The sequence below is a fragment of the Pseudovibrio sp. FO-BEG1 genome, from assembly GCF_000236645.1.
GTDB lineage: Bacteria > Pseudomonadota > Alphaproteobacteria > Rhizobiales > Stappiaceae > Pseudovibrio.
This window is the reverse complement of record NC_016646.1, coordinates 388,191-405,605: the sequence shown is the minus strand read 5'-3', so window position 1 is coordinate 405,605 and position 17,415 is coordinate 388,191. Positions and strand designations below refer to the sequence as shown.

The window sequence follows — 17,415 nt, the reverse complement described above, 5'->3', positions numbered from 1 at the left end:
ATGAAATTCTTTGTATCGCTCAGCCCCAAACGCAAAAAGGGAGAGCTGATGCCCTCCCCTTTGCGATGATCAAAGATCCCTCAGATCTACATGGCTCCAACAAGCCACAATGAGAAGCCGGGGACCACGATCAGCAGCGCGAGGCGGACAAGGTCGGAGACCCAGAACGGGAACACGCCCTTGAAGATAGTGGAGAGCTTTACATCCTGCAGCACGTTGCGCAGCACGAACACGTTGAGGCCGACAGGAGGTGAAATCAGACTGATCTCCGTCACCACCACAACGATCACGGCAAACCAGATCAGTACAGCTTCCGGATCCGCCAGCATTTCGTGGCCGAAGTCCAGCTCAAGGATGAGCGGGTAGAACACCGGCACGGTCAGAAGGATCATGGAGAGGCTTTCCAGCACACAGCCCAGCACGATGTAGATGAGTACGATACCGAGGATCACCATGTAGGCGTTCAGCTCAAGGTCCAGCACCCATTCTGCCAGTGTATCCGGCAGGCCTGCAAAGTTGACGAAGTTGGAGAACACTTCCGCGCCGATAATGATCATGAAGATCATGGCCGTGGTGCGCGCGCTTTCCAGCATGGCGTGGTAGAGGTTTTTTATGGTCATGCCGCCCATGAGCAGCGCGATCAGGAACGACGTCCCAGCGCCGATACCAGCCGCTTCAGTCGGGGTGAAGAACCCGCCGTAAATACCAACCATGATCACAGCAAACAGGCCAAGCACGGCGAAGACACCAAGCTGTTCCTTTTTGCTGAACGGTTCAACACCTTCAGCCTTGGGAGCGAGAGACGGGTTGAGCAAAGTGGCGACGTAGATGGCGCCGATGTAAAGCAAGAGTCCCAAAATGCCCGGAATTACACCTGCGATGAACAGCTTGCCGATGTCGGATTCTGTCAGCAGGCCATAGATAATCATCACCACAGATGGTGGGATCAGAATGCCGAGGGTGCCGCCTGCTGCGATGGAGCCAGAGGCAAGACTGTCCGCGTAGCCGTATTTGCGCATGGACGGCATGGCCACTTTGGACATGGTGGCCGCTGTTGCCAGAGACGATCCGCAAACCGCAGAAAAACCACCACACGCCACAACTGATGCCATGGCAAGGCCTCCGCGCGCGCCGCCCAACAGGCGGTTTGCAGCAGCATAAAGGCCGTGGCTGACACCGGAAATGGTGAGCAGGTTGCCCATGAGGATGAACAGCGGAACAACGGAGAGCGAGTAAGACAGACTGGTTTCAAAACCAACGGTGCTGACAACGGACCATGTGGCGGACCATCCGCGCATCCAGGCAAAGCCGATGGCGCCGACAAAGATCATGGCGAACGCGATTGGCACGCGCAGGAAAATGAGGACGAGCAGAGCTGCAAAGCCGAGAAGGGACTCAAACATGACTTTAAAAACCTCTGCGGAATGCTTTTTTGAAGAATACGAAGGTGTAACAGGCGCTCAGCAGCGCAGAGACAGCAGCGATCCAGGAAAGGGGTGCCAGTGGAATGTCCAGAGCATTGGTTACAGTGCCATCTTCCATCAGGCGTTCAGCGTGAGCTGCCAGTCGCCAGGAGAGGATCACAAGAGTGACGGTGGAAACCGACCAGGCTATGCCCTTCATCACTGATTGCATGACGGGTGGAACCATGCCGTAGATCATGTCCACTTCAACATGTTCTTTACGAGAGGTTGTCAGCGGCAGAGCTGCGAAAACCAGAGCGCCAAGCATGAGCTGGGTGATTTCGAAAGCACCGCGAACAGGGGCGTTGAACCAGTAACGGCCAACCACATCAACGACTGTAAGGCCAGTCAGACCCGCGAGGAGTAACGCGCAACATATTCCAAGGCCAAGCTCTATGAGGTTGGCGAGGGAGCGCACCCGCGATGCGCCCCCGGACCTGTTGTTAGACCCGATCAATTTTCTACGCCTGTAGATTTACGGAACTTGTCGAGAGCAGCAGCGCCGTCAAAGCCGTCTTCTGCAACGGATTTTGCCCATTCGGTCTCGTAAGCAGCCGCTTTTTCCTTGATGGCCGCAACCATTTCAGGAGATGCATCATAGATTTCGATGCCAGCTTTGTTGATGCGCTCGATGGCTTTCTCATCCGCACCGTTCCATGCCTTACCAACGCGCTCAGCAAACGCATCGCCGGAGATCGCCATGATTGCAGCCTGATCTTCAGCGGAGATCTCACCCCATTTGCCGTCGTTCATGACGAGGAACCATGTGGTGTTGTAGATGCCGCCCGGAACGCGCATGGAGTACTTCACGTGGTCCAGCAGTTTGAACGCTGTCAGAGCTTCATAGGTGAAGGTCACGCCGTCAATGATGCCGCGAGACAGGGTCTCGTAAACTTCGCCAGATGGCATGAACAGCGGAGATGCGCCCAGATCGCTTGCCAGATCAGCAATGTAACCGCCCGGTACACGGATCTTCAGGCCTTCGATGTCAGCTGGTGTGTTCAGCTTGCGCACGTTGTTATGGAATACGCCCGGGCCATGAACGAAGAGACCAAGAACCTTGGTGCCTTTGTGCTCAGCCTGTGCATCCAGATCATTTGCGTATACATCCCAAAATGCCTTGGAGCCGGAAACAGCATCATCACCCAGGAAGGAGAACTGACCGATACGGGAACGCTGGAAGCGGTTGTCTTTGGTGAAGGAGTGCAGGCCGTAGGTGATGTCGACAACACCGTCAGCAGCCATGTCAAAGTGGGCTGGTGGTGCGCCGGCTGGCTTTGCCAGAACGCGCACGGTCACACGGCCATCAGTAACTTTTTTAACTTCTTTCGCCCACGGCTTGATTGCGTTGACCACAATCGGGTGGCGTGGTGGCAGCCAGCTGGAAAGAACCAGCTTTGTTTCAGCGTATGCAGCAGTTGCAAATGCAGTTGGCGCCAACATGGCAGCTGTTGCCATGCCAAGCAGCGTGCGGCGAGCAACTTTCGTCTTCAAGAATTCCATGGCTCCCTCCCTTAAGATGCCAATAAAATCATTTTGTCAGATGAAGAACGGGAACCTCCCAGTCCCCGCCCTTCTGGCAGGTTGTCTTTAAAAAACTAGACTTTGCCGAGTTCTTTTGCGTGCAGCCAGTCAGCGTGTTTTGGCGCTTTCTTGGTGCGGCTCCACTCTTCCAGCATGTCCCACTTCACAGCGTCGAGACGCTTCAGCTTCTCTTCTTCTGCTGGATCCGGACAAGCCAGCTCGATGCGGTGTCCGTTTGGATCGAAGAAGTAGATGGAGTGGAAGATGGAGTGATCGGTCACGCCCAGCACGTCGATGCCGTTTGCTTCCAGCTTTTCCTTGAATGCGATCAGGGTTTCGCGATCCTTCACCTTGAATGCAATGTGCTGCACCCAGATTGGTGTGTTTTCGTCGCGACCCATTTCTGGCTTGGTTGGCAGTTCAAAGAACGCCAATACGTTGCCGTTTCCTGCATCAAGGAACAGGTGCATGTACGGATCAGGCTCGTGTGTGGAAGGAACCTTGTCCTCTGCAATCGCCAGCACAAAGTCCATGTTGAGGTTCTTGGTGTACCATTCAACGGTCTCTTTTGCGTCTTTACAGCGGTAAGCAACGTGGTGAATTTGCTCAATTTTCATAAGACTCTAACCGAGGCGATTAAGCCTCGCCTCCTCCCTGTGTGTTGGCAGCCAGGTCCATTGCTTCGCGAAGAACATCTGCATCACCAATGTGATTGGCGAGGATGAGGACCAGCTTGGCGTTAAGTGCCTCGCTTTCCTTCTCAGAGCGTCCTTCATGCAGGACCAGAAGATCGTGATAAAACTCGTCCGGTTTGGCGATGTTTGCTTTTGTATTCAGATGGCTCATTGTGCGGCCTCCTGCTCAAAAATGCCGATAGCGCGGTTCAGAGCCTGCGCAACGTTCGCTCCGTCATAGGTCTCCCAACGGGCAGCCACGTGCTGGTCCGGGCGCATCAGATAAACGGCGGAAGACTTATCTCCCAGATAGCGATCCCTGATCTCATCTGTCGCGTTCACTCGCAGCGCTGAGATGGTGATGCCGCCTACGTCTACAGTGTCCGGCACATCCGTGTTGATTGCCAGCAACTGGAATTTGTTGCCCAGCTGATCCAACAACCAGCCATTTGCTGTTGGTGCATCCGCTGCCGGAGAGCCCGGACGGGAACGCACTGGCATGCCAGCACAATCATCGCTGTTCAGCGAAGATCCGTCGTAGGTGGCCGGTACGGACAGACGACCGGAGTTCACCAGTGGACGCGCAAATTCAGCAGCCTCGGAAAGATCCAGAACAGCATCGCGGAACACACGGCTGATCGCGGATTTTGGTGTGATGAAGTCGGTAGAGCGGGAAGAGTTCAAAATGTTCTCATCCGCAGCGTAGATGCGCTCTTCATCATAGGTGTCCAGCAGGCTCATTGGCGCCGTGCCGTCCATCACCAGTTTCAGCTTCCAGATCAGGTTGTCAGTGTCCTGCAGGCCGGAGTTTGCACCACGAGCACCGAACGGAGACACCTGGTGGGCACTGTCGCCAGCAAAGATCACACGGCCTTTGCGGAATTGTTCCATACGGCGGCACTGGAAGGTGTAGATGGAAACCCACTCAAGCTCGAAGTTCACATCCTCGCCCAGCATCGCTTTCAGGCGTGGGATGACGTTTTCCGGCTTCTTCTCTTCTTCCTTGTCGACATCCCAGCCCAGCTGAAGGTCGATGCGCCACACATTGTCTGGCTGCTTATGAAGCAGAGCGGACTGACCGCGGTTGAATGGCGGATCGAACCAAAACCAGCGCTCTGTCGGAAAGTCCGCTTCCATAACCACATCGGCGATCAGGAAGTTGTCTTCAAAGATGCGGCCCACAAAGTCCAGACCCATCATAGCGCGGATTGGAGAAGCAGCACCATCACAAGCGATCACCCAGTCGGCTTCAACGGAGTAGTTGCCTTCCGGTGTTTCCAGCTCAACAGTTGCGAAGTCACTGCTCTGATCAACGGAAACAACCTTGTTGTTGCCACGGATCTCAATTGGCTTGCCCTGTGCCTGAAGCTCTTTAACCCGGTCAACCAGATACTCTTCAAAGTAATACTGTTGCAGGTTGATGAAAGCCGGACGCTTGTGACCATCTTCTGGCAACAGATCGAACTGATAGACCTGACGCTCATCGAAGAACACCTTGCCCACGTTCCACTGAACGCCTTTGTCGACAAACTGATCACCGCAACCAATGCGGTCGAGGATTTCCAGTGGGCGCTTTGCATAACAAACCGCGCGAGAACCCCAGCTCACCTTGTCGTTGTCATCGACAACAACAACTTCAATGTCCTGCATGGCCAGTTCAATTGCTGCAGCAAGGCCAATCGGGCCCGCTCCCACCACAACAACCTTATGGCGCACTGCCTTTTCCGCATCCTGATCCGGCGACCGGACATATGGATATAGCGGAACTTCGAAAATCTTTTTTTTCGTCATACGCTGCCTCCCAGCAAGTGTGATGCCTCAGCCAGCATCCGGCAAAACATCAATCAACTTTGGAGAGCCGGCTGGAACTTGGGGCCATCCGGCGCTCTGACGCATATGGGGCGGCTTTCGCCTGCGAGGTTTTTCGTCAATGTTGGGAGCCAGCAGTATCGATCGTTCACAAACAGAGTAAGAATTGTTCTGCGAAGGAAGGATCCAATCTCTGTTATGGATTTACTCTGTTCCTCAAGGCTCCCAAGTAGGTTGGACTTAAGCTTTGCTGACAGAATAAGCTCTGTCAGCTGGCTTAAGTCCCTTCATATTAGCCCTGCAATGCTGCCCACATTTCGCGGTCGCGCTCTGCAGTCCAAATACGTGGTGTCTCAATGCCGCGGGCTTCGTCAAAAGCGCGTGCGACATTGAATGGCAGACAATGCTCGTAGATTGCGTAGTCAGCGAACTTCGGATCGCATTCTGCGCGCACTGCGTCCCATGCTTCTTTCAGCGTGCCGCCTCGTACTGCCACGCGGGCGGCTGGTTTATAGGTGCTCTCAACAAAGTCACGGGTGTTCTCAATGGCTTTGTTGACCATCTCTTTGCCCACAAGCGCATCGCCGCGGCCCGGTGCAATTGCATCCGGATTGTAGGCTTTGATCGCGTCGAGGGTGTTGCCCCAGTCCTTGAAGTGACCGTCGCCGCAGTAACAGGCGGAGTGGTATTCAACGATATCACCGGTGAACATTACGCCTTCATCGGGAACCCATGCAACGATGTCGCCAGCGGTGTGAGCGCGGCCCAGATGCATCAGCTCAACCTTGCGCTTGCCCATGTTGATGGTCATGCGGTTTTTGAAGGTCATGGTTGGCCATGTGAGGCCCGGAATGGAATCTGCTGCAGAGAACAGGCGTGGGAAACGACCGTACTCAGAATCCCAGTCTTCCTGACCGCGTTCGTAAATCATGCCCTCACACTTTTCAGAGGCAATGATTTCAGAGGCGCCGTAACCGGAGGCACCCAGCACGCGCACAGCGTGGTAGTGGGTCAGGGTTACGTATTTGATCGGCTTGTCAGTGACTTCGCGGATTTTATCAACCACGAGCTGAGCCATGACAGGGGTTGCCTGCGCATCAACCACCATGACGCTGTCATCACCAATGATAACGCCGGTGTTTGGATCACCTTCCGCGGTGAACGCGTACAGATCGCGTCCAACTTCGGTGAAGGAGATCTTTTTGGCTTCCATGTCGCCACTGGATGCAAATGCTTTAGCCATCGTCACTATCCTAAATTAAGCTTTGAAATCTGGAGCTGGCAGAATTTTGCCGGTGCATTCGCCGAAGCCGATGCGGAAGCCATCGCCCTGCGCCCAACCTGTCAGCGTCAGGGTGTCACCATCCTCGATGAACGTACGGCTTTCACCGCTGTCCAGAGTGATTGGCTCTTTGCCACCCCATGTGAGTTCCATCAGCGAGCCAAACTCGGCCTTGTCCGCACCGGAAATGGTGCCGGAGCCGAGCAGGTCGCCCGTGTTCATTTTACAGCCGCCAATGGCATGGTGTGTCAGCTGCTGCGCCGCAGAGTAGTACATGCGGTTGTAGTTGGTGTGGCAGAGCAGTGTCGCTTTGTCCGCGCCTTCCGGCTGCATGTACGCCTGCAACTCAATGTCATAGATCATCGGACCTGGCTCATTGAGGTAAGGCAGAAGTTCCTTTTCACGCTCCGGTGTGCTGGTGCGGAAGGACTCCAGCGCAGCCTTCGTCACAACCCACGGGCTGATGGAGGTCGCGAATGCTTTTGCCTGAAACGGACCAAGCGGCTGATATTCCCAGCCCTGAATGTCACGGGCGGACCAGTCGTTGAGCAGAACGTAACCGAAGATCATGTCGTCAGCTTCTTGCACGGTGATCGGCTGACCCATGGTGCTTGGTGTTCCAACAACAGCGCCCATTTCCAGCTCAATGTCGAGGCGCGCACAAGCCTTGAAGGATGGCACCTGAGCGGTTGGGGCTTTGGTCTGGCCCAGTGGGCGCTTAATATCTGTACCGGATACAACGACCGTTGAGGCGCGGCCATTGTATCCGATTGGGATATGCAACCAGTTTGGTGGTAGTGCATTCTCAGCGCCGCGCAAGATGGTACCAATGTTCATGGCATGCTGCTTGCCAGCGTAAAAGTCGGTGTATTCAGAAACCGCGAAAGGCAGGTACATCTGCGCCGCACTCATTGGCACCAGTGCTTTTGCCTTCAGGATATCATTGCCGGAAAGAGCATCATTGCCATCTTTGGAAAGCAGGGCAGTCAGCTGATCGCGCACGCTGTCCCAGGACGCTTTGCCTAGGCCCATGAAGTCATTGAGGGCTGGCTTGTCGAAAACGGTGGCAGAACCGCCTGCATTGAGAAGACCGGCGGATTCCAGCACAGCCATGTCAACAACCATGTCCCCGATCGCAACACCACACCGTGGCTCTTCACCGTTTTTGGCAAACACACCGTAGGGAAGATTCTGGATTGGGAAATGGCAGTGCGCTGCATTCGCACTCTCGATCCAACTCGTCATAACACATCCTTGGCAATTGAAGATCGCGGCAAAGTCCTCCCAGACTCAGGCAATCTGTAATTTATCTAATCTCAGAATAGTTTCACTTGTAACTTTGTCAATAACATTTTCCGCCAAAACAAATTCCCTAAGCGTAAGAAAGCGGGCTAAAATGCTGCAAAATGGCTAAAAATAGCTGATTATTCTACTTTGGGATATATATCAGTGAGCCGTTTGATGGTCTTGACATATAGTTGCAATTGATACTATCAGGATATTTGTGCAAGTATCTATGTGCAATAGTTTCATTTTAAACCAACGAGACGTGATGATGGTGACTGCGAATAACACGATGGATAAGGAAGACTTCCAGCTTGGGTCGTTCTTTCCCTACAAGGTCCGTGTTTTTGGCACAGCCGTTAGTACTGCTGTCTCAAGTGTTTATCGGGAACGGTATGGCCTCAGCGTATCTGAGTGGCGCACCATGGCGATCCTGGGTCGCAATCAGGCGCTGTCTGCTTCAGAGATTGTTGAGCGCTCCAGTATGGACAAGGTGAATGTCAGCCGCGCCGTTCAGGCCCTTCGCAAAAAGGAGTTCCTGCGCCGCGATATTGACGGAGAGGATCGCCGCAAGTCCGTGCTGCGTCTGACCGAAAAAGGTCTGGCCGTTTTCAATGATGTCATTCCGTTGGTCCGAGATGTGGAAGCTGCGTTGACTGAGAACCTTTCCGCAGAAGAACAGGCGGTTCTTCTGACCTTGATGGAAAAGGTGCAGAAAAACGCAGAAGCGCTCATTGGGGATATGAGCGCCGAGGCAGCCAACGGGTCCTGAAGCAGAACCTTTGAAACGTGAGAGACTGTTCTCGCAAAGGGTTCCGCGCAAGATAGAGAATTGAGCTCTGGGAGGGGGCGCCAATACGATGAGCAATATTACTTTATATGATTACTGGCGCTCTTCTGCGAGCTATCGGGTGCGTATTGCGCTGAACCTGAAAGGCCTCAGCTATGACATGGTGACCGTCAATCTGCTCAAGGGCGAGCAGAAGGATGCGGATAACCTCAAGCGCAACCCGCAAGGCTTTGTGCCATCACTGGATCTGGATGGCGATATGATGACTCAGTCTCTCGCCATCATCGAGTATCTGGATGAGCTGCACCCATCCCCTGCCCTGATGCCTGCCACCGCCCGTGAACGGGCCCGCGTGCGCACGCTGTCCCATGCCATCGCTATGGACATTCACCCGGTCTGCAATCTGGGTGTGGTTCAGCGCATCGTGGAGCTGTCTGGCGGAGACGATCAGGTCAAAGTCAACTGGATGCGTGAGTTCATCGCCAAAGGTCTCAATGCCTTTGAAGAGCTGCTGACTGACGGACAGAGCGGCAAGTTCTGTCACGGAGATAAGGTCGGGCTGGCTGATATCTGTCTCATCCCGCAGGTCTACAACGCAGATCGCTGGGGTGTGGACCGCTCTCACCTGACCCGCATCAACGCCATCGTCAAGGAAGCTGACCAGCTGGAAGCCTTTCAGAAGGCCGAGCCAAAACAAGAAGCCTGAGGGAAAATCTCCCTCTATTTAATGAATGGCGTTCATTTTTCACGCGGTGTTGGAAAAATATTCCTGCACTGCGTTTTTGCGTTTTAAGACGCTCATTCCAGAATAAATCAATTGTTTGGTTCCGAGAGTTTCGGATGCCGCTCCAAGAATTACTGCAATATTGGGCGCAAGTTTCTCTCAGTGAAACTGTAATTTCAGCAATATTTCACTTCTAAACTATCTCTCTGCATAGATTTGTTGTCATGAAAATTTTTCTTTAATGAGTTTTGCCTCTTGCAAACAGAGATATATCAGAGATAATACTGATATATCACCGGTGGCTAATGGAATTATTGGGAGAGGCCACCACCTGCACGCCACCATGCATCATAAAATAATAAGCAGGCCCGGCGTGTATCAATTGAGGGGACTATCATGAAGACTTTATTGATTGCCGCGCTTGCAGGCGTGTCGATGCTCGCCATTAATTCGGCTCAGGCCGTGGAACGTGGCGGCACGCTCACCTTCGCCCGCTATGATGATTCCAATCTGGTTGATCCGGTGTATGCTGACCGTAACCCAGATATCTGGATGGTCACAAACCTCTATGACACTCTTCTGCGCACCAAGGCGGATGGCAAAACCATCGTTCCGGGTCTGGCGTCCGGCTACGAGGTTTCTGCCGATGGTAAAACCATCTCCATCACCCTGCGCGACGGCATCAAGTTTTCCGATGGTTCCCCGATTACTGCGGCAGACGTGAAGTTCTCATTGGAACGTGCTGTTAATCCGGATTTCGGCCCATGGTCCGGTCTGCTGGGATCTGTTGAAAGCATCACTGAGACCAAGAATGGTGTCACGCTTTCCATGAAGAACCCTGACCCAACCATCATCTCCATTCTGGCAACGTTCAACACCGCGATCGTGTCCAAGGCTGCGTTTGAGGCTGCACCAGGAGCCAATGATCAGGAAAAAGCAACCGCTCTGTTCGCGCCTGGCACACCGGTTTCCGGCCCCTTCACGCTGAAAGACCGCACCCGCGGCAGCACCATGACCTTCTCCGCCAACCCGCATTACTGGCGTCAGGGTGAAGATGGCAAGCCGCTGCCATATCTGGATGAAGTCAGCTTTGTGGTCATCCCGGATGATGCGACCCGCATCCTGAAACTGCAAGCGGGTGAAGTGAACGGTGCTGAGTTCGTGCCATTCTCCCGCGTGGCAGAGCTGGAAGCAGATCCTGCGATCAACATGGAGCTGTTCCCATCCACCCGCATCATCTATGCGCCAATCAACGCTCGTGAGACCCGCGCAGATGGTTCGCCAAACCCAATGGCCACCAAAGAAGCACGTCAGGCGCTGAACTACGCAACTAACAAGGGCGCACTGGTTCAGCTGATCACCCATGGCACCGGCAAGTCCATGACATCCCCGCTGATGGCATCGACAACCCAGCTGGCACATGATGGCGGTCCGCTCTATCCATACGACCCTGCCAAGGCGAAGGAACTGGCAAAATCATCTGGTCTGGAAGGTGCTGAAATCACACTAACCACCCTTGCAGGCTCTTCTGATGATGCAACTCTGTTTGCAGCCATTCAGCAGATGTGGGGCGCTATAGGCGTGAACGTGAAAGTGGAGCAGGTTGATAACCCGACCCGCGGCGCAAAGAACCGCTCCGGCGAGTTTGATGTTCACACCTACGGCTGGGTGAACGACGTGAACGATCCGGCACAGGTTGCTGGTTGGCTCGGCTATTACCCAACCCGCAAGGCTGTTGGGACTGGCTGGAACAATGCGGAGTTCAACTCGCTGTTCGAAGCCTCCAACACCGAGATCGATCCGGAAAAGCGCAGCGAGCAGTACAAGCGCATGCAGGAAATCTACCGCGATGCGGCCCCGCTACTGTTCCTCTATGAAACGCCATTTGCTGTTGCGCTGTCTGCCAACGTGAACGGCTATCTCCAGACACCGTTGGGGAACAATGAGTTCTCCTCGGCGTGGATTGCAAAATAACTCCTCCTCTGGGTGTGCCCGGCCTGCGTCAACAGGTTGGCCGGGTGCAATTTGAACCGGGCGGGCTGGTCTGTTCAAACACGGCAGGACCAGACCACCTGCCCCATGCAATCCGGAAAGCCGAAGCGTCAATCCCGTTACTCCGGCGCTTCGGCTCTCACTGTTAAGCCTCTACTAGGGATCAGGAATGTCGTCACTTTCCTATCTGGTGTCACGCCTGTTGCAGATCATTCCGACCTTTCTTCTTGTGATGGTCGTTATCTTTCTGCTGGTGCGTATGCTGCCAGGGGATCCGGCCATTGCCATGGCCGATGCCAAAGCCACCGAAGCTCAGCTGGAACTCATCCGCCAAAAACTCGGGTTAAACGAGCCGCTGGTCATGCAGTTCCTCTATTTTGTAAAGAACACCCTGACCGGAGATATGGGCACATCCATTCTCCTCAAAGCCCCTGTTCTGGAAGTTATTCTGGAGCGCATTCCTGTCACCGCGTTCCTCACTATCTATGCGGTTTGCCTTTCCATTCTCATTGCCGGTCCGCTGGCCTTTGTCGCTGCACTCAACAAGAACGGCATGCTCGACATTGCCATTCGCAGTGGCTTTCAGGTGGGCCTTTCAACGCCTGTGTTTTACATCGGCCTGCTGCTGCTCACTTTTCTGGCCGCGTCTCTGCGCCTGTTTCCGGTTGGTGGTTACGGCACAACCTTTCTACAGCACTTGCACCACCTGATGCTGCCCGCTTTGACGGTCGCCCTTTACACCTCCGCCATCATCATGCGGAACCTGCGCTCTGCGGTGATTGAGGTGCTGGACGCGGAGTACGTGCAGTTTGCCCGCTCCAAGGGCCTGTCGCGCAGTGTGATTTTAGGCCGACATGTTCTGCGCAACGCGCTCATTTCCACCGTGACCCTGCTGGGCCTTTCCATCGGCAACCTGATGAGCGGGACGCTGGTGACGGAAACTGTCTTCGCAGTGCCCGGTCTTGGCCGGTTGATGCTGGAGGCGATCTTTGCTCGTGATTACCCGCTGATTCAGGGCCTCACGCTCACGTTCGCCGTTATGGTTTCTCTCGTGTTTCTGTTCACCGATATGGTGCAGGCATGGCTTGATCCGAGGTTGCGCCTGTCATGACCCAGCTCGATACTCTTCAAGGCACCACACCGCAGAAGAAAAAGCTCCACCCACGAGTGAAAGCGCTGCTGCGTCCCGGGTTTCTGCTCGGTTTCTTCATTCTGTCGTCTTCCATCCTGCTTGCCGTGTTCCCATGGGCGTTTGCGCCGTATGATCCCAATGCCTTTGACTTCATGGCCATCCAGCAACCACCAAGCTGGGCCCATCCGTTTGGCACGGACAATCTGGGCCGCGACACGCTTTCCCGCGTCATCTGGGCCTATCAGGTGGATATGCAGATCGCGTTCTTCGCCACCTTCTTTGCCATGGTGATCGGCGTGATTGTCGGATCACTGGTCGCCTATCACGGCGGCATTGCCGATGTGCTGTTTGGCCGACTGGTCGATGTCACCATCACCTTCCCGTTTCTGGTGCTGGTCATTGCAGTTGTAGCGGTTCTGGGACCGGGACTGACCAACATGTACGTGGCGGTAACGCTGGTACAGTGGGTCTACTACGCCCGCCTCACCCGTGCTGAAATCATGACGCAGATGACCAGCGATTACGCTTCCGCCGGAAAGGTGATGGGCTACTCCTCCACCCGCATCATCTTCCGCCACCTGCTGCCCAACGCCACCACACCGCTGATCACCTATTGGATGACCGATATGGCGCTCGCCATTCTGCTCGGATCCTCGCTCGGCTATCTCGGCCTAGGTGCGCAGCCACCGCAGGCGGAATGGGGCGTGCTGATTGCTGAAGGCCGCAACTTCATCACCACCGCGTGGTGGATGAGCCTGATGCCGGGGATTGCGATTGTTTTGACAGGGCTCGGGTTCTCACTTGTCGGTGACAGCCTTGCCGATGTTCTCAGACCACGGGGGGCATCGTGATGACCAACCAAAACGAAAGCCTGCTCCAGGTTCGCGATCTCACCACCACCTTTCACAGCAAGGGCCGCGTTCTGCGCGCTGTTGACGGCATCTCCTTTGATGTGCGCGCTGGTGAAGTGCTTGGTCTGGTGGGAGAAAGTGGGTCCGGCAAGTCCATCACCCTACGCTCTATCATCGGCCTCGCCCGTGATTACGGCAGTGTCGAGGGCAGTGTTTACTGGAAAGGGGAAGATCTTCTGGCCCGCACGGACAAGCAGCTGCAATCTGTGCGTGGCAGTCAGATCTCCATGATCTTCCAAGAGCCCATGACGTCGCTCAATCCGCTGCTCACCGTGGGTTTGCAGATTGAGGAGAACCTGAAGGCTCACACAGATCTGGATCGCCGCGCCCGCACTGCCCGTGCTATCGAGCTGCTGGACATGGTCGGCATTCCAAGCGCGGCGTCCCGGCTCAAGGACTTTCCGCATCAGTTCTCCGGCGGCATGCGCCAACGGGTGATGATCGCCATCGCGCTGGCGTCCAATCCGGAACTACTGCTTGCAGATGAACCGACTACAGCCTTGGACGTGACCATTCAGGATCAGATCCTGCAACTACTGCTGTCACTGGCCAAGAACCTCAACATGGCGATTGTACTGGTGACCCATGATCTGGGCGTGGTCGCGCAAACCTGTGATCGCGTGGCGGTGATGTACGCTGGTCGATTGGTAGAAACCGGCTCTGTTCGCGATGTACTGAAACGACCTCAGCACCCTTACACGCTCGGCTTGCTGAAATCGGTTCCAGAAAACATTCCACCCCGCACATCACTGTACTCTGTGCCAGGCACACCACCGGCACTGGATGCCCTGCCCAAAGGATGCGCCTTCGCACCGCGCTGTCTGAAAGCGGAAGATGTGTGTCTTGGTACCAAACCACCACTGGCGGTTCTGGGAGATGGAATTTCGTCGGCCTGTCATTTCATGGCAGACATACGTGAGGAGGTGCTGGCATGACCTATGAAGCTCCGGTTCTGGAAGTTGAGGGCCTGCATTTACACTTTCCGCTCAAAAGAACCCTCTTCGACGCAATTCAACGCAAAGAAAAACGCATCGTCAAAGCCCTTAATGGGGTGAGCCTTGAGGTGAAACGGGGTGAAACCCTTGGCATTGTTGGTGAATCTGGCTGCGGAAAGTCCACTTTAGCGCGTTGTCTGGCCCGTCTTTATGAGGCGGACAAAGGCACCATTCGCTATGATGGGCAAGAGGTTGCTGCCAAAGATGCCGGTGCATTACGGGAGTATAACCGCAAGGTCCAGATGATGTTTCAGGACCCTTACTCCTCCCTCAATCCCCGCATGACAGTGCGGCAAGTGCTGAGCGAAGCTCTCCGCGTTCACAATATGCGCCCGCCTGAGCAGATCGAAACCCGCATTGCCGAACTGCTGGATCTGGTCCGCCTGCCACAAGATGCTGCAGATAAGCTCCCCCACGAGTTTTCAGGAGGACAACGCCAACGCATTGCCATTGCGCGCGCTTTGTCGGTGGAGCCGGAGGTGCTTGTGGCAGATGAGCTGGTATCAGCGCTGGATGTTTCCGTGCAGGCGCAGGTGGTGAACCTGCTGCTGGAACTGCAGGAAAAGCTGGGCCTGACCATCCTGTTCGTGGCCCATGACCTCAGACTTGTGCGCCATGTATCCCACAGGGTTGCGGTGATTTATCTGGGATCAATTGTTGAGATCGGAGACTCCGAACAGCTCTTCAACGCCCCAAGACACCCCTACTCCAAGGCTCTTCTGGCAGCAGCCCCTTCTCTTGATCCTGACAAACGCCATACTCGCCCGTCAATCTCCGGCGAACTGCCCAGCCCGCTCAATGTACCCAAGGGCTGCGCGTTCCATGCCAGATGTCCCCATGCATCAGGCCGATGCCAGAGTGAAATTCCCAGATTGAGGGCAATGGATGAGCTGGGTAGAGTGGCTTGTCATCATGCCGAAGCTCTTTTATCAGCGACAAACCCCATCAAATAGCCGAGCAGAAAATGTTGGAAAATCAGAAGTTTGAGACAACCACAGACCGCTTGAACCTCATCCGCACCGAGTTGAAGAACAAGGGGCTGGACGGAGTTATCATCCCCCGGTTTGATGAGCATCAGGGGGAATATTGCGCCCCGCATGATGAGCGACTGGCATGGGCAACCGGCTTCACTGGCTCCGCAGGTCTGGCGATTATCACGGCAGATCAAGCGGTTATGTTCGTTGACGGTCGCTACACCGTGCAGGTACGCAACCAATGCAGCAGTGATCTGTTCTCCTATCAGCATATCTTTGATGAACCACTGGAAAACTGGATATCCGCCAATATGAAGGCCGGTCAGCAAATCGGCGTTGATCCGATGCTTATCCCCTCCACCTGGTGGGATCGCTTTGCTGGCGGGGCAGAAGATGCAGGCGCCGTGCTGGTTGCCACCACCAGCAACATCATTGACGCAGTCTGGTCTGATCAACCGGAAAAACCGCTCGCGCCAATCACACCGTATTCCCTTGAAAACGCAGGTAAAACCAGTCTTGAGAAACGTGCTGAGATAGCTTTGCAGTTGAAAGATGCAGGCGCAAAGGTGCTGGTGGAAACCCAGCCAGACAACATCGCCTGGCTTTTAAACGTGCGCGGTGATGATGTTGAGTTTAACCCAATCCCGCATTCCTTCCTGCTGTTGAAGGACGATGGTTCCGCCAGCTGGTTCGTCGATTCCCGCAAACTTTCCAATGACTTGAGCGAGTATGAGCTGGAGAATGTTGAAACCGCAGACCCGTCCAGCTTCATCAGCTCGCTGGAGAAAATGACGGATAAAGGAACGCAGGTTCTCATCGATCCAATGTTCTCCCCCGTCGCCACCCGCCTCGCCGTTCAGGCTGCTGGCGGTGTTCCGGTGATGAAACCGGGAGCCGTTACGCTCACCAAGGCGAAGAAAAATGAGAGTGAGCTCAAAGGCTTGCGTGACTGCCATATAAGAGATGGTATCGCGTGGACTGAGTTCTCCGCTTGGCTGAAACGGGAAGTCCCACAGCGCGCTGAAGCGGGTGATCCGGTGCATGAGCTGGAAGCGGAAGAGCGCATCCTGATGGAGCGTCAGCGCCAGAAAGACTTTGTATATCCGAGCTTTAGAAGTATTTCAGCCGCCGCTGGCAACGCCGCCATGTGCCATTACGCAGCCACGGAAGCGTCCAACACTGCAATCCTGCCAGAGAACACTTATCTGTTGGATTCCGGCGGTCAGTATCAGGATGGTACCACCGACGCGACGCGTACCTTCGCGTTTACTGAGACTTCAGAGGAATTCAAACGCGCCTACACCGCTGTTTTCAAAGGCTTTGTCGCGCTGGCATCTCTGCGATTTCCGAAAGGCACACAAGGTCATCACATCGATGGTTTCGCCCGCCGCCCGCTCTGGGAATTGGGTCTGGACTATGATCACGGCACCGGCCACGGCATCGGTCACTTCCTCTCCGTCCACGAGCAACCACAACGCATCGGTAAACCTTACAATCCGGTGGATCTGGTCGCTGGTATGGTGATGTCCATTGAACCGGGATATTACGTTGCAGATCAATACGGTATCCGGATTGAGAACCTCTTTGAGATTGTCGAGGAGGACGATGGTTTCCTCGCGTTCCGCAACCTTTCTTACATCCCGATTGAGCCGCAGATGCTCAACATGGTTGATCTCACCCGCGCTGAAATCAAATGGCTCGGCGACTACAATGCTGATTTGAAACGGGTTCTTGGCCCTGAGTTGAGCCCGGATGCATATGACTACCTGATGCGTTGTACCGAGCTACCGGAGTAAGCGCAGCCTTTGAGATGTAAAAAAGCCCCGCAGAACGAGTAACTCTGCGGGGCTAATCAATTGGT

Annotated in this window: 16 protein-coding genes; 8 read left to right on the top strand and 8 right to left on the bottom strand. The window is 54.7% G+C overall.

Going from position 1 to position 17,415, the window contains the following annotated elements:
- Positions 1 to 86: 86 nt before the first annotated feature.
- The 8 genes from PSE_RS26425 to fahA form a co-directional block, all read right to left on the bottom strand.
- Positions 87 to 1,403: a TRAP transporter large permease gene (locus PSE_RS26425; RefSeq protein WP_014290463.1), complete on the bottom strand. Its 1,317-nt coding sequence runs from the start codon at positions 1,401 to 1,403 to the stop codon at positions 87 to 89.
- 4 nt (positions 1,404 to 1,407) lie between these two features.
- Entirely contained in the window at positions 1,408 to 1,881 is a 474-nt protein-coding gene (locus PSE_RS26420) for a TRAP transporter small permease (protein ID WP_014290462.1), read from the bottom strand.
- Between the two features lie 35 nt (positions 1,882 to 1,916).
- Complete coding sequence (locus PSE_RS26415) at positions 1,917 to 2,966, bottom strand: TRAP transporter substrate-binding protein (protein WP_014290461.1); 1,050 nt, start codon at positions 2,964 to 2,966, stop codon at positions 1,917 to 1,919.
- Positions 2,967 to 3,061: 95 nt separating this feature from the next.
- On the bottom strand, positions 3,062 to 3,604 hold the full coding sequence (locus PSE_RS26410) for a VOC family protein (RefSeq protein WP_014290460.1): 543 nt from the start codon (positions 3,602 to 3,604) through the stop codon (positions 3,062 to 3,064).
- Between the two features lie 19 nt (positions 3,605 to 3,623).
- Positions 3,624 to 3,833 (bottom strand): DUF2783 domain-containing protein, encoded by a 210-nt coding sequence (locus tag PSE_RS26405; RefSeq protein WP_014290459.1) that lies wholly within the window; start codon positions 3,831 to 3,833, stop codon positions 3,624 to 3,626.
- A complete protein-coding gene (locus tag PSE_RS26400) occupies positions 3,830 to 5,452 on the bottom strand; it encodes an FAD-dependent oxidoreductase (RefSeq protein WP_014290458.1) in 1,623 nt (540 codons plus the stop codon). Before PSE_RS26400 ends, PSE_RS26405 begins: the two co-directional genes overlap by 4 nt.
- A 310-nt stretch (positions 5,453 to 5,762) precedes the next feature.
- Positions 5,763 to 6,713, bottom strand: a complete 951-nt coding sequence (locus PSE_RS26395; RefSeq protein WP_008550826.1) for an MBL fold metallo-hydrolase — start codon at positions 6,711 to 6,713, stop codon at positions 5,763 to 5,765.
- 15 nt (positions 6,714 to 6,728) lie between these two features.
- On the bottom strand, positions 6,729 to 7,997 hold the full coding sequence (gene fahA / locus PSE_RS26390) for a fumarylacetoacetase (RefSeq protein WP_014290457.1): 1,269 nt from the start codon (positions 7,995 to 7,997) through the stop codon (positions 6,729 to 6,731).
- Positions 7,998 to 8,304: 307 nt separating this feature from the next.
- On the opposite strand from fahA, the gene PSE_RS26385 reads away from it, so the two are divergent.
- The 8 genes from PSE_RS26385 (at position 8,305) to PSE_RS26350 (ending at position 17,350) form a co-directional block, all read left to right on the top strand.
- The gene (locus PSE_RS26385) at positions 8,305 to 8,808 is read left to right on the top strand and encodes a MarR family winged helix-turn-helix transcriptional regulator (protein WP_008551039.1); all 504 of its coding nucleotides are present in this window, start codon (positions 8,305 to 8,307) and stop codon (positions 8,806 to 8,808) included.
- Positions 8,809 to 8,896: 88 nt separating this feature from the next.
- The gene (gene maiA / locus PSE_RS26380) at positions 8,897 to 9,532 is read left to right on the top strand and encodes a maleylacetoacetate isomerase (RefSeq protein WP_014290455.1); all 636 of its coding nucleotides are present in this window, start codon (positions 8,897 to 8,899) and stop codon (positions 9,530 to 9,532) included.
- A gap of 414 nt (positions 9,533 to 9,946) precedes the next feature.
- On the top strand, positions 9,947 to 11,524 hold the full coding sequence (locus tag PSE_RS26375; protein WP_014290454.1) for an ABC transporter substrate-binding protein: 1,578 nt from the start codon (positions 9,947 to 9,949) through the stop codon (positions 11,522 to 11,524).
- Positions 11,525 to 11,711: 187 nt separating this feature from the next.
- Complete coding sequence (locus PSE_RS26370; protein ID WP_014290453.1) at positions 11,712 to 12,653, top strand: ABC transporter permease; 942 nt, start codon at positions 11,712 to 11,714, stop codon at positions 12,651 to 12,653.
- Positions 12,650 to 13,525 carry an ABC transporter permease gene (locus tag PSE_RS26365; RefSeq protein WP_014290452.1) on the top strand — a complete coding sequence of 292 codons (876 nt, stop codon included), beginning with the start codon at positions 12,650 to 12,652 and terminating at the stop codon, positions 13,523 to 13,525. Before PSE_RS26370 ends, PSE_RS26365 begins: the two co-directional genes overlap by 4 nt.
- Positions 13,525 to 14,520 carry an ABC transporter ATP-binding protein gene (locus PSE_RS26360; RefSeq protein ID WP_014290451.1) on the top strand — a complete coding sequence of 332 codons (996 nt, stop codon included), beginning with the start codon at positions 13,525 to 13,527 and terminating at the stop codon, positions 14,518 to 14,520. The genes PSE_RS26365 and PSE_RS26360 overlap by 1 nt, the downstream gene beginning before the upstream one ends.
- Positions 14,517 to 15,533 carry an ABC transporter ATP-binding protein gene (locus PSE_RS26355; protein WP_014290450.1) on the top strand — a complete coding sequence of 339 codons (1,017 nt, stop codon included), beginning with the start codon at positions 14,517 to 14,519 and terminating at the stop codon, positions 15,531 to 15,533. The genes PSE_RS26360 and PSE_RS26355 overlap by 4 nt, the downstream gene beginning before the upstream one ends.
- A gap of 11 nt (positions 15,534 to 15,544) precedes the next feature.
- Positions 15,545 to 17,350, top strand: a complete 1,806-nt coding sequence (locus PSE_RS26350) for an aminopeptidase P family protein (protein ID WP_014290449.1) — start codon at positions 15,545 to 15,547, stop codon at positions 17,348 to 17,350.
- Positions 17,351 to 17,415: the final 65 nt, after the last annotated feature.

Excerpts from the sequence above, each read along its gene's own strand:
- PSE_RS26425 (WP_014290463.1), bottom strand. The coding sequence starts at position 1,403 with ATGTTTGAGTCCCTTCTCGGCTTTGCAGCTCTGCTCGTCCTCATTTTC.
- PSE_RS26415 (WP_014290461.1), bottom strand. The coding sequence starts at position 2,966 with ATGGAATTCTTGAAGACGAAAGTTGCTCGCCGCACGCTGCTTGGCATG.
- PSE_RS26410 (WP_014290460.1), bottom strand. The coding sequence starts at position 3,604 with ATGAAAATTGAGCAAATTCACCACGTTGCTTACCGCTGTAAAGACGCA.
- PSE_RS26405 (WP_014290459.1), bottom strand. The coding sequence starts at position 3,833 with ATGAGCCATCTGAATACAAAAGCAAACATCGCCAAACCGGACGAGTTT.
- PSE_RS26400 (WP_014290458.1), bottom strand. The coding sequence starts at position 5,452 with ATGACGAAAAAAAAGATTTTCGAAGTTCCGCTATATCCATATGTCCGG.
- PSE_RS26395 (WP_008550826.1), bottom strand. The coding sequence starts at position 6,713 with ATGGCTAAAGCATTTGCATCCAGTGGCGACATGGAAGCCAAAAAGATC.
- fahA (WP_014290457.1), bottom strand. The coding sequence starts at position 7,997 with ATGACGAGTTGGATCGAGAGTGCGAATGCAGCGCACTGCCATTTCCCA.
- PSE_RS26385 (WP_008551039.1), top strand. The coding sequence starts at position 8,305 with ATGATGGTGACTGCGAATAACACGATGGATAAGGAAGACTTCCAGCTT.
- maiA (WP_014290455.1), top strand. The coding sequence starts at position 8,897 with ATGAGCAATATTACTTTATATGATTACTGGCGCTCTTCTGCGAGCTAT.
- PSE_RS26375 (WP_014290454.1), top strand. The coding sequence starts at position 9,947 with ATGAAGACTTTATTGATTGCCGCGCTTGCAGGCGTGTCGATGCTCGCC.
- PSE_RS26370 (WP_014290453.1), top strand. The coding sequence starts at position 11,712 with ATGTCGTCACTTTCCTATCTGGTGTCACGCCTGTTGCAGATCATTCCG.
- PSE_RS26365 (WP_014290452.1), top strand. The coding sequence starts at position 12,650 with ATGACCCAGCTCGATACTCTTCAAGGCACCACACCGCAGAAGAAAAAG.
- PSE_RS26360 (WP_014290451.1), top strand. The coding sequence starts at position 13,525 with ATGACCAACCAAAACGAAAGCCTGCTCCAGGTTCGCGATCTCACCACC.
- PSE_RS26355 (WP_014290450.1), top strand. The coding sequence starts at position 14,517 with ATGACCTATGAAGCTCCGGTTCTGGAAGTTGAGGGCCTGCATTTACAC.
- PSE_RS26350 (WP_014290449.1), top strand. The coding sequence starts at position 15,545 with ATGTTGGAAAATCAGAAGTTTGAGACAACCACAGACCGCTTGAACCTC.